This is a genomic window from Klebsiella sp. HC6 (assembly GCF_022605325.1).
Lineage (GTDB): Bacteria > Pseudomonadota > Gammaproteobacteria > Enterobacterales > Enterobacteriaceae > Klebsiella > Klebsiella terrigena.
Genome location: NZ_CP093276.1, coordinates 512,936 through 525,187, shown reverse-complemented (window position 1 = coordinate 525,187; position 12,252 = coordinate 512,936). Strand labels below are relative to the sequence as shown.

At 57.7% G+C, this 12,252-nt stretch carries 9 protein-coding genes; 5 read left to right on the top strand and 4 right to left on the bottom strand.

The window, feature by feature from the left end:
• Window positions 1-5: 5 nt before the first annotated feature.
• From hpf to npr, 4 genes are all read left to right on the top strand, one after another.
• Window positions 6-293, top strand: a complete 288-nt coding sequence (gene hpf, locus MMW58_RS02505; protein ID WP_004868168.1) for a ribosome hibernation promoting factor — start codon at window positions 6-8, stop codon at window positions 291-293.
• A 73-nt stretch (window positions 294-366) separates the two neighbouring features.
• Window positions 367-855, top strand: a complete 489-nt coding sequence (gene ptsN / locus MMW58_RS02500) for a PTS IIA-like nitrogen regulatory protein PtsN (protein ID WP_041147421.1) — start codon at window positions 367-369, stop codon at window positions 853-855.
• Window positions 856-900: 45 nt separating this feature from the next.
• The gene (gene rapZ, locus MMW58_RS02495) at window positions 901-1,755 is read left to right on the top strand and encodes an RNase adapter RapZ (RefSeq protein ID WP_041147422.1); all 855 of its coding nucleotides are present in this window, start codon (window positions 901-903) and stop codon (window positions 1,753-1,755) included.
• Window positions 1,752-2,024, top strand: a complete 273-nt coding sequence (gene npr / locus MMW58_RS02490) for a PTS phosphocarrier protein NPr (RefSeq protein ID WP_041147423.1) — start codon at window positions 1,752-1,754, stop codon at window positions 2,022-2,024. The genes rapZ and npr overlap by 4 nt, the downstream gene beginning before the upstream one ends.
• A 60-nt stretch (window positions 2,025-2,084) precedes the next feature.
• On the opposite strand, the gene mtgA is transcribed toward npr, so the two are convergent.
• The 4 genes from mtgA to mnmL all read right to left on the bottom strand — a co-directional run bounded on the left by mtgA (window position 2,085) and on the right by mnmL (window position 7,115).
• A complete protein-coding gene (mtgA, locus tag MMW58_RS02485; protein ID WP_045856569.1) occupies window positions 2,085-2,810 on the bottom strand; it encodes a monofunctional biosynthetic peptidoglycan transglycosylase in 726 nt (241 codons plus the stop codon).
• The gene (gene elbB / locus MMW58_RS02480; RefSeq protein WP_133600828.1) at window positions 2,807-3,460 is read right to left on the bottom strand and encodes an isoprenoid biosynthesis glyoxalase ElbB; all 654 of its coding nucleotides are present in this window, start codon (window positions 3,458-3,460) and stop codon (window positions 2,807-2,809) included. Before elbB ends, mtgA begins: the two co-directional genes overlap by 4 nt.
• Before the next feature lie 234 nt (window positions 3,461-3,694).
• On the bottom strand, window positions 3,695-6,034 hold the full coding sequence (gene arcB / locus MMW58_RS02475; protein ID WP_241722703.1) for an aerobic respiration two-component sensor histidine kinase ArcB: 2,340 nt from the start codon (window positions 6,032-6,034) through the stop codon (window positions 3,695-3,697).
• Window positions 6,035-6,185: 151 nt separating this feature from the next.
• A complete protein-coding gene (gene mnmL, locus MMW58_RS02470; protein WP_133600979.1) occupies window positions 6,186-7,115 on the bottom strand; it encodes a tRNA modification radical SAM protein MnmL/YtqA in 930 nt (309 codons plus the stop codon).
• Between the two features lie 672 nt (window positions 7,116-7,787).
• On the opposite strand from mnmL, the gene gltB reads away from it, so the two are divergent.
• On the top strand, window positions 7,788-12,248 hold the full coding sequence (gltB, locus tag MMW58_RS02465) for a glutamate synthase large subunit (RefSeq protein ID WP_241722702.1): 4,461 nt from the start codon (window positions 7,788-7,790) through the stop codon (window positions 12,246-12,248).
• Window positions 12,249-12,252 lie beyond the last annotated feature (4 nt).

Genomic DNA, 12,252 nt, shown 5'->3' with positions numbered 1-12,252 from the left:
ACACTATGCAGCTCAACATTACAGGACACAACGTCGAAATCACCCCGGCCCTGCGCGAGTTCGTCAACGCGAAGTTCAGCAAACTGGAGCAGTTTTTCGACAGGATCAATCAGGTCTACATTGTGTTAAAAGTAGAGAAGGTGACGCAAATTGCGGACGCCAATCTGCATGTCAACGGTGGCGAAATCCATGCCAGTGCGGAAGGGCAGGATATGTATGCCGCTATCGATGGTCTCATCGATAAGCTGGCACGACAGTTAACAAAACATAAAGATAAACTAAAACAACACTAATTGTCCGGGCGGTCGTCCCTGCCAGCCGTTGGCTATTGTCGGCAGCTGGCAGAGAGCGAGCTCAGGTGAAATTATGATGAACAACGATTCAGCTCTACAACTGAGTAATGTCCTTAATCAGGAATGTACCCGTAGCCAGGTTCACTGCCAGAGCAAAAAGCGCGCGCTGGAGATCATCAGCGAGCTGGCGGCAAAGCAGCTAGGTCTGCCGTCCCAGGTGGTATTCGAGGCGATCCTCACCCGTGAGAAAATGGGCAGTACCGGAATTGGCAACGGCATCGCCATTCCGCACGGCAAGCTTGAAGAGGATACGCTGCGCGCCGTTGGCGTTTTTGTGCAGCTGGAAACGCCGATCGCCTTTGATGCAATCGACAATCAGCCCGTCGACCTGCTGTTTGCGCTTTTAGTGCCGGCGGATCAGACAAAAACCCATCTGCATACGCTGTCGCTGGTGGCAAAACGGCTGGCGGATAAAACGATTTGCCGTCGCCTGCGCGCCGCGCAAAGCGACGAAGAGCTATATGAGATTATCACCGAAGCAGGAAGCAGCGATGACGCATAACGGGAGCGATAGCCTCCCCTTTATCGTACTGAGGAGAAACGGTACATGGTACTGATGATCGTCAGCGGCCGCTCAGGTTCGGGGAAATCCGTCGCCCTGCGGGCGCTGGAAGATATGGGCTTCTACTGCGTAGATAACCTGCCGGTAGTGCTGCTGCCCGAGCTGGCGAGATCGCTGGCCGACAGAAACATTTCCGCCGCCGTCAGCATTGACGTGCGCAACATGCCGGAGTCGCCAGAAATCTTTGAACAGGCGATGAAGAGCCTGCCTGAGGCGTTTTCTCCTCAGCTGCTGTTCCTTGATGCCGATCGCAATACGCTGATTCGTCGCTACAGCGACACGCGTCGCCTGCATCCGCTTTCAAGCAAAAACCTGTCGCTTGAGAGCGCCATCGACGAAGAGAGCGCGCTGCTGGAGCCGCTGCGCTCCCGCGCCGACCTGATCGTCGACACCTCCGAAATGTCGGTACACGAGCTGGCAGAAATGCTGCGTACGCGCCTGCTGGGCAAACGCGAGCGTGAGCTCACCATGGTCTTTGAATCCTTTGGCTTTAAGCACGGTATTCCGATCGATGCCGATTACGTCTTCGACGTGCGCTTCCTGCCTAACCCGCACTGGGATCCCAAGCTGCGCCCGATGACCGGCCTCGATAAACCCGTTGCCGCCTTCCTCGACCGGCACACCGAGGTTCACAACTTTATTTATCAGACCCGCAGCTATCTTGAGCTATGGTTACCCATGCTGGAGACCAATAACCGCAGCTATCTGACGGTCGCTATCGGTTGTACCGGCGGTAAACATCGTTCGGTCTATATCGCCGAACAACTGGCTGACTACTTCCGCTCGCGCGGTAAGAACGTGCAGTCGCGTCACCGGACGCTGGAAAAACGCAAATCATGACCGTAAAGCAGAGCGTTGAGATCACTAACAAGCTGGGCATGCACGCGCGCCCGGCGATGAAGCTGTTCGAGCTAATGCAAAATTTCGATGCCGAAGTGCTGCTGCGCAACGATGAGGGCACGGAGGCGGAAGCCAATAGCGTGATTGCTCTGCTGATGCTCGACTCCGCGAAGGGTCGGCAAATTGAAATTGAGGCCAGCGGTCCGCAGGAAGTCGAAGCGCTGGCCGCGGTTATTGCGCTGTTTAACGCCGGTTTTGACGAAGACTAGCGCCGGCGTCATTCCCCCGGTCGCTCGATGCTTACCGGGGTAACACACCCACCGACCGTATTAATACAGCCTGTTCTCCCGCATAAACCCTTCCCCGCCGAGCTGACGCATCTGGCGTAAAATCCACGCCTGTCGACTGCGGACATAGCCCGACGGCGCGTCCGCACGAAAGCGGATCGGATTAGGCAATACGGCGGCCAGCAGGGCCGCTTCCGCCGGAGTTAACCTGCTCGCAGGCTTGTGGAAGTAGCGCTGCGACGCGGCTTCAACGCCAAACGTCCCCTCGCCAAACTCGGCGATATTCAGATAAACGGTGAGGATGCGTTTTTTACTCCATACCGTTTCAATCCCGACCGTCAGACCGGCCTCCAGCCCCTTACGCAGCCAGCTGCGACCATCCCATAAAAACAGGTTTTTGGCCGTTTGCTGCGACAGGGTCGAGGCGCCGCGCACGCGGTTTTCGTTACGCTCATTGTGCGCCAGCGCCTTTTCTATCGCCGGAACGTCAAAGCCCCAATGGTCGGGGAACTTTTGGTCCTCAGCCGCCATCACCGCCAGCCCCATCCACGGCGATATCTCATCCATCCCCACCCAATCAGAGTGGGCGACATAATGAAAATTGCCGCTCAGCCAGGCGCCGACCTGCCGCTCCAGCATCACCGCCGAAAAGGGCACCGGCAGCACGCTAAACAGCGCAATGCCGCCGCCCCAGAAGGCGGCGGCCACCAGCAGCACCCGCAGCAGCCCACGCTTTACCGTTCGCAGCGGCGAAAAGCGGGTCTTCATGCCGTGAGAACCAGCACGCGCGCCACCAGCTTCTCAATCCCGCTCGCCGCTTCGGCGATATTTTGCGCCAGCATATAGGCCGGGGTGGTCACGACTTTATTCTCTTCATCCACCACAATGTCATCGACCGGACAGGGCACATGCTCGGCCCCCATATCCTCCAGCGCTTCGGCGGTGTCCAGATCGGTGCCAATGGTGACCCGCAGCGGGGCGGGTAAGATTTTTGGCAGCAGCGCCGGCGCGATGCAGATAAAGCCCAGCGGTTTACCGGCCCGATGCATAGCCTGCGTCAGCGCCTTCAGCTCGCCGTCGACGACGCATTCGCTGCCCCGGGAGGCGAAGCTGCTGAGGTTTTTCGCGGCGCCAAATCCACCGGGGACAATCAGCGCATCCAGATCATCGGCCCGGGCGTCGGACAGAGGCTGGATCTCACCGCGGGCGATGCGCGCGGCTTCAATCAGCACGTTGCGGCTTTCCGGCAGGAGCTCGCCGGTCAGATGGTTGATCACATCCGTTTGCGCCTTATCAGGGGCAAAGCACACCGCCTGGGCGCCGCCGCGAGCAATCGCCAGCAGCGTAATAACCGCCTCATGAATCTCGGTGCCGTCATAGACACCGCAGCCGCTTAATACGACGCCAATCTTTTTCATCACCCCTGCTCCTTAGTGCAAATTCGCTGAAACCAGTCAAAAATTTTGATTTACCCGTATTGCTTCACATATTTGACTGATTCATGTAACAAATAATTTAAGGTTTGCTATCTTGATCAGCGAGCAAACCAAATCCTCAGGTTGCGCCGTGTAAAAAATATCTCTAAAAATTGTGGCGCAACGACCGGTTCCCTGGTGTTGGCGCAGTGTTCGCGCACCCCGGTTTATCCGGGGTCATTTTTTATGTGCCGCCGCAACCCACGCCTTCAGCACCGCCACATCGTTCTGCCACTCCGATTTCATCTCTTCAACCCATTCACCAACGTTATCTGACCACGCGGGCAGGTCCGGCGTCTGAATCTGCTGTCCAAGCTGCTGAATGTGGCGCAGGCCGATAGAGCCCGCGGCGCCCTTAATCTTATGGCCTTCATCGACGATCCCTTTCTGGTCGCGGGCGGTAAGGTTGGACTCCAGCACCGCCAGATACCCCGGCATCATCTTCTCGAAAACCGCCAGACCGTCGCTGATAAGCTTCGGCCCCACCAGCTCGATATACTGCTCCAGCATCGGAATATCCAGCACCGAGGCCGATTTAGCCTCATCCACGGCCGGTGCCTCGTCTTCGTCATCTTCCGGCGAATCCCAGAACTTTTTGATGATGGCGGTGAGCGCCGGGACCGACAGCGGCTTACTCAGCACATCATCCATACCGGCATTCAGGTACTCTTTTTTGTCCTTCAGAACGTTGGCCGTGAGCGCCACCAGCGGCGGCAGCTCGTCGGCGGCAAAGCGCTGCTTCAGGTGGCGTGAGATATCGAGGCCGGTCATATCCGGTAGCTGAATATCCAGCAGCACCAGGTCATATTCACCGGGTTCGAACATCTCCAGCGCGGCTTTACCGGTCATCGCCACATCAACGCTATTGCCCAGTTTTTCCAGCACCGAGCGGGCGACAATCACGTTAAGCTCAATATCCTCTACCAGCAGCACGTTCAGCGCCGGGAGCGGCATTTCATCTTCCGCCAGCGTGTCTTCCACCTCCTCCGCTACCGCCGGCGCATGCACCGTTAAGGTAAAGGTTGCGCCCTGGCCCGGCTGGCTGGCGACGTTAATATCGCCGCCCATATTGCGTGCCAGGCGGCGCGACACCGCCAGACCAATTCCGGTGCCGGTGGCAGGTTTCCCGCCGTGGCTATCCTTAACCTGATAGTACATGGCGAAGATTTTATCCTGCTCCGCCTGCGGAATACCGATACCGGAATCCTCGACCTCAAAATGCAGAATATTGCCCTCATCGTAGCGAATACGGACGGTCACGTTGCCGCCCTGAGGGGTAAATTTGACCGCGTTGCTGATGAGGTTCCACAGGATCTGCCGCAGGCGCGTACCGTCGGTGACGACCTTATGCGGCAGCGGCAGCGTCGGATCCATCACGAAGCGCAGCCCTTTCTGCTGCGCCTGCAGGCCGGAGAGGTTTTCGAGGTCGGCAAGGAAGCTGGTGAAGTCCACCGGCTGATTATCGAGCTGGACCTTACGCCGCTCCATCTTATCCATATCGATAATATCGTTGAAGATGTTACCCAACGTCACCGCCGATACGTGGATCGTTTTCAGGTATTTTTCCTGCTCGCCGGTAAGTTCGGTATCCAGCAGGATGCGGCTGAGGCCCACGATGCCGTTAAGCGGCGTACGCAGCTCGTGGCTGATGGTGGAGATAAAGGTCGTCTTATCGCGGCTGGCGCGCTCCAGAGCGTCCTGATAGCGCTTACGTTCGGTAATATCGCGACCGAAGCCCATCAGGCCACGGCGTTTACCGACGCGATCGTAGTAGGGAACCTTGCGGATTTCAAAGCAGGCTTTGCGCCCGTCCGGGTAATCCAGCCACTGCTCATAGGTCAGAGAGACGTTATGTCGGAATACCTTTTCATCCGTTTCCAGCACTTTCTCCGCCGCTTCCTCGTTATAGACATCCTGCGGCTTGAGGTGAATAAGCTGCTTCTCGCTTTTACCCGTCAGCAGCTCCATCGCCCGGTTACAGCCGGAAAACTCTTTATCTTCATTGCGATAGAAAACAAGGTCCGGCGAGGCGTCGAGGAATGAGCGCAGGAAGGAGGACTGCTGCTCGAGCTGAATCTGCGTCTCTTCACGTTCCTTCATCTCAATTTTTAGCTGTTCCAGCGTGGTTTCGCGCTCGGCTTCCGCCTTCTCGCGCTCGCCAATCTCCTGATTGAGCTGGGCGATGTTGTCTTTGAGCTGCACGTTGAGCTTCAGATCCCGCTCGCGCATCTCCTCCAGCTTCTCCACCAGCCTCGAGAGGCGCTGTCGCGACTCCTCAAGCTGCTCAACCACCACCGACAGAAAGTAGACCGCCCACGGGGTAATCAGCAGGCCAAAGAAGATAGAGCGGATCACATCGATGCTTTCAACCTGGCCGTGCAGCACCATCGTAACGGCCATCTGCACCACAATCGCCAGCACCACCAGGGCCAGGGCTAACAGCATGGAAAAACGCACCAGACCCAGCTTCATCATCAGGTCAACATAGTACTGCGCCAGCATACGAATTTGCTTCATAAGGGATTCCTTCGCCACAACTGTGCACAATAATACCCAATTCTGAGCGAGGCGCCGTAAGTTGTGCGAAAAATGCCGATCCTCTTCATACTTCAGGCCGCCGCAGCGCGGGCCGCAGCTGAACTATCCGCGACGCTGCACTATTCACGGACTATGCGGCGGTCGGGCTCCACGCGCGTCCCAGTGCCGAACCCTGCACGCCGTGCTGGTTCAGATAGCGGTCCAGTTCAACCATCCCGGTCCAGCGATTTTCGCACCACAGCGGCGCCAGCAGGGTGGGACGGCGGGCGCTGGCCGAGATTCGGTGATAAATCACCTCCGGCGGCGTATGTCGAATCATCTCTCCGGCGGTGACGGTATAGTCATCCAGCTCAATGCCGTTAAGGCGCCCGGCCTGCCAGGCTTTCGCCATAGTGCTGCCGGTGACGATATGCAGCGGATGCAGCTTGATGCCGTCCACGCCGGTCCCGACCACCTGCTCCAGCGTTTGCAGGCAGTGTCCCGGCCCTTCGCCCGGCAGCCCGACAATCAAATGCGCGCACACCTTCAGCCCGCGCGCTCTCGCCAGCCGGGTCGTGCGCTGATAGCAGGCAAAATCGTGGCCGCGGTTAATGCGATGCAGCGTTTTATCGTGCGCCGTTTGCAGCCCCAGCTCCAGCCAGACTTCGTAGCCCTGCTCCCGGTACTCCGACAGCAGGTCCAGCACCGCTTCGGGGACACAGTCCGGACGGGTGCCAACGCAGAGCCCGACAATATTGGCCTGGCTCACCGCCTGCTGGTACATCGCGCGCAGCACCTGCACTTCGGCAAAGGTGCTGGTGTAGGCCTGAAAATAGGCCAGATAGCGCTTCGCGCGGTTCACCCGCTGCGCCTGAAGCGCCAGCTGCTCGGTAATCGAGCGGTGCTGCTGCTCTTCGTCGGCAAAAGAGGCCACGTTGCAGAACGTGCAGCCGCCCCGGCCAAGGGTGCCATCACGATTTGGGCAGCTAAATCCGCCATGCAGCGTCAGTTTATGAACCTTTTCGCCATAGCGACGCATAAGATCCCCACCAAACATATTGACTAATTTTTGTAACTGCATAATCTGATAGACCGGCCTGAAGAAAGGGGCCAAGCCTGCCATTTTTAGTCACCTACGGCGATGACCTGGATCAATCGTCAGAGTGACCGCTCACCTCATTGCATAACCACTCAATATAACTGCAATTTCATTCACGATTTCTATGATGACTTTTCCTTATACTTAGCCTCTGGTTTGCCATTATCTTCGCCAGGGTTAAAAACAGTGTTATTTCTGGCCCCAGAGACAATAAGCAGCTAAATATTCTGCAATAAAAAGACACTTCAGCACAGATCGATAATGTTACGCTATCGATATAGTGAGACAGATCACACTAGATTACGCTTTCCGGCACGTTTCAATAGCGTTAAAAACCCGTTAATATCTTTAATAATCATAATATTAAACACCTCATAGCACATTTTTGTATAAATAAGATTGCCATTTGACGTAAGTGTGGATTCCCGATAAGTTGGGAATCCGCTGGAAGCTTTCTGGATGAGCTCTCTGCTCATCATATTTATGCAGTAATTGAGATTCCCTCTTACAGCAAGTCCTCAAACTTGCGTACCGATGCGAAAAGGATTTAAAGAGGGCGAATGCGAGGTGCAAACCCCGTCGCCATGCTCTTTCTGTGCCCGTGCGCAATCGGTATCGGAGGGTGTCCCGTAGAGCCTGGGGAGGTTCACTGATATGTTGTACGATAAATCCCTTGAGAGGGATAACTGTGGTTTCGGCCTGATCGCCCACATAGAAGGCGAACCTAGCCACAAGGTAGTGCGTACCGCTATACACGCACTGGCCCGAATGCAGCACCGCGGCGCGATCCTCGCCGACGGTAAAACCGGCGACGGTTGTGGCTTGCTGCTGCAAAAACCCGATCGTTTCTTCCGTATCGTTGCGGAAGAACGCGGCTGGCGTTTAGCCAAAAATTACGCCGTTGGGATGCTGTTCCTTAATAAAGATCCTGAACTGGCTGCTGCCTCACGCCGCATCGTTGAAGAAGAACTGCAACGTGAAACCCTGTCTATCGTCGGCTGGCGCGAAGTGCCAACTAACGAAGGGGTTCTCGGTGAAATCGCCCTCTCCTCGCTGCCCCGTATTGAACAAATTTTTGTTAACGCACCGGCAGGCTGGCGCCCGCGTGATATGGAACGTCGCCTGTTCATCGCGCGTCGTCGCCTTGAAAAACGCCTGCAGGATGATAAAGATTTTTACGTTTGCAGCCTGTCGAACCTGGTGAATATCTATAAAGGTCTGTGTATGCCGGCGGATTTGCCGCGCTTCTACCTGGACCTTGCGGACCTGCGTCTGGAGTCGGCAATCTGCCTGTTCCACCAGCGCTTCTCCACCAACACCGTGCCGCGCTGGCCGCTGGCACAGCCGTTCCGCTACCTGGCGCACAACGGCGAAATCAACACCATCACCGGCAACCGCCAGTGGGCGCGCGCGCGTACCTATAAGTTCCAGACCCCGCTGATCCCCGATCTGCACGATGCCGCACCGTTCGTCAACGAAACGGGATCGGACTCCAGCTCTATGGATAACATGCTGGAACTGCTGCTGGCAGGCGGGATGGATATCGTTCGCGCCATGCGCCTGCTCGTTCCGCCGGCCTGGCAGAACAACCCGGATATGGATCCGGAGCTGCGCGCGTTCTTCGACTTTAACTCCATGCATATGGAGCCGTGGGACGGCCCGGCGGGCATCGTCATGTCCGATGGGCGCTACGCTGCCTGTAACCTCGACCGTAACGGTCTGCGTCCGGCGCGCTACGTCATCACCAAAGACAAGCTGATCACCTGCGCCTCCGAAGTGGGCATCTGGGATTATCAGCCTGACGAAGTGGTTGAAAAAGGCCGCGTTGGTCCAGGCGAACTGATGGTTATCGATACCCGCGGCGGCCGCATTCTGCACTCAGCAGAGACCGACGACGACCTGAAAAGCCGCCACCCTTACAAAGAGTGGATGGAGAAAAACGTTCGTCGCCTGGTACCGTTCGAAGACCTGCCTGACGAAGACGTTGGCAGCCGCCAGCTGGATGACGATACGCTCGCCAGCTATCAGAAACAGTTTAACTACAGCGCTGAAGAGCTGGATTCCGTGCTGCGCGTGCTGGGCGAGAACGGCCAGGAAGCCGTCGGCTCCATGGGCGACGACACGCCGTTTGCCGTGCTCTCCAGCCAGCCGCGTATTATTTACGACTACTTCCGCCAGCAGTTCGCGCAGGTGACCAACCCGCCGATCGACCCGCTGCGTGAAGCGCACGTGATGTCTCTGGCCACCAGCATTGGCCGCGAAATGAACGTCTTCTGCGAAGCGGAAGGCCAGGCGCATCGCCTGAGCTTCAAATCGCCGATCCTGCTGTACTCTGATTTCAAACAGCTGACCACCATGGAAGAGGAGCACTATCGCGCCGATACCCTGGACATTACCTTCAACGCCGCGGAAACAACCCTGGCCGAGACGGTGAAGGCGCTGTGCGACAAAGCGGAGCAGATGGTGCGCAACGGTACCGTGCTGCTGGTGCTGTCGGATCGCAACATTGCGAAAGATCGCCTGCCGGTACCGGCGCCAATGGCGGTCGGTGCTATCCAGACTCGTCTGGTCGATAAGAGCCTGCGCTGCGATGCCAACATCATTGTTGAAACCGCCAGCGCCCGCGACCCGCACCACTTCGCAGTCCTGCTGGGCTTCGGCGCAACGGCTATCTACCCCTATCTGGCCTATGAAACCCTGGCAAGACTGGTGGATAGCAAAGCCATCGACAGAGACTACCGCACGGTGATGCTAAACTACCGTAACGGCATCAACAAAGGCCTCTACAAGATCATGTCGAAGATGGGTATTTCAACCATCGCCTCCTATCGCTGCTCGAAGCTGTTTGAAGCCGTTGGCCTGCATCGCGACGTTTCCGACCTCTGCTTCCTCGGCGTAGTCAGCCGCATCGGCGGTGCAGGCTTCGACGACTTCCAGCAGGACCTGCTGAATCTGTCGAAACGCGCCTGGCTGGTCCGCAAACCGCTGGACCAGGGTGGTCTGCTGAAATACGTTCACGGCGGCGAATATCACGCCTATAACCCGGACGTCGTACGCACCCTGCAGCAGGCGGTTCAGAGCGGTGAATACCGCGATTACCAACAGTATTCTCAGCTGGTCAACGAGCGCCCGGCCGCTACGCTGCGCGATCTGCTGGCGCTGAATCCTGGCGATGAAGCGATCGATATCGCCCACGTTGAGTCGGCAAAAGAGCTGTACAAACGCTTCGATACCGCGGCCATGTCTATCGGCGCATTAAGCCCGGAAGCGCATGAATCGCTGGCGGAAGCGATGAACGGCATCGGCGGCTTCTCCAACTCCGGCGAAGGCGGCGAAGACCCGGCGCGCTACGGCACCAACAAAGTGTCGCGCATCAAGCAGGTTGCTTCCGGCCGCTTCGGCGTCACCCCGGCTTACCTGGTTAACGCCGACGTTATTCAGATTAAAGTCGCTCAGGGCGCCAAACCGGGCGAAGGTGGCCAGCTGCCGGGTGATAAAGTCACCCCGTACATTGCCAAACTGCGCTACTCGGTACCGGGCGTGACGCTGATTTCACCGCCGCCGCATCACGATATTTACTCGATCGAAGATCTGGCGCAGCTGATTTTTGACCTGAAACAGGTCAATCCGAAAGCGATGATTTCCGTGAAGCTGGTCTCCGAGCCGGGCGTTGGCACCATTGCCACCGGCGTGGCGAAAGCCTATGCCGACCTTATCACTATCGCCGGCTATGACGGCGGCACCGGCGCCAGCCCGCTCTCCTCGGTGAAATATGCGGGATGTCCGTGGGAGCTCGGCCTGGTGGAAACCCAGCAGGCGCTGGTGGCCAACGGCCTGCGGCATAAGATTCGCCTGCAGGTAGATGGCGGCCTGAAAACCGGCCTCGATATCATCAAAGCGGCGATCCTCGGCGCGGAAAGCTTCGGCTTCGGCACCGGTCCGATGGTAGCGCTGGGCTGTAAATACCTGCGTATTTGCCACCTGAACAACTGCGCAACCGGCGTAGCAACCCAGGATGACAAACTGCGTAAGAACCACTACCACGGCCTGCCGTTCAAAGTGACCAACTACTTTGAATTCATCGCCCGCGAAACCCGCGAGCTGATGGCTCAGCTGGGCGTGAAGCGTCTGGTGGATCTGATCGGTCGCACCGATCTGCTGAAGGTGCTGGACGGCTTTACCGCGAAACAGCAGAAGCTGGATCTGTCAAAACTGCTGGAAACCGCCGAGCCGCATGCGGGCAAAGCGCTGTACTGCACCGAGAACAACCCGCCGTTTGATAACGGCGTGCTGAACGCGCAGCTGCTGCAGCAGGCAAAACCGTTCGTTGACGGCAAGCAGAGCAAAACGTTCTGGTTTGATATCCGCAACACCGACCGCTCCGTTGGCGCCTCGCTGTCCGGCTATATTGCCCAGACTCACGGCGACCAGGGGCTGGCTGCCGACCCGATTACCGCCCACTTCAGCGGTACCGCGGGCCAGAGCTTCGGCGTGTGGAACGCCGGCGGCGTGGAGCTGCACCTGACCGGTGATGCGAACGACTACGTCGGTAAAGGTATGGCCGGCGGCCTGCTCGCGATTCGTCCTCCGGTGGGCTCCGCCTTCCGCAGCCACGAGGCGAGCATCATCGGCAATACCTGCCTGTACGGCGCGACCGGCGGTCGTCTGTACGCGGCGGGTCGTGCAGGTGAACGTTTTGCGGTGCGTAACTCCGGTGCCATCACCGTCGTTGAAGGCATTGGCGATAACGGCTGCGAATATATGACCGGCGGCATCGTCTGCGTGATCGGTAAAACCGGCGTCAACTTTGGCGCAGGGATGACCGGCGGATTCGCCTACGTGCTGGATGAAGCCGGCGACTTCCGCAAACGCGTGAACCCTGAGCTGGTGGAAATGCTGGACGTTGACTCTCTGGCTATCCACGAGGAGCATCTGCGCGGTTTGATTACCGAACACGTGCAGCTGACCGGCTCGTCGCGCGGGGAAGAGATCCTGGCCAACTGGCCGGCCTTCTCGGCGAAATTCGCGCTGGTTAAACCAAAGTCCAGCGATGTTAAAGCACTGTTGGGTCACCGTAGTCGTAGCGCAGCAGAGCTGCGTGTGCAGGCGCAGTAAGGAA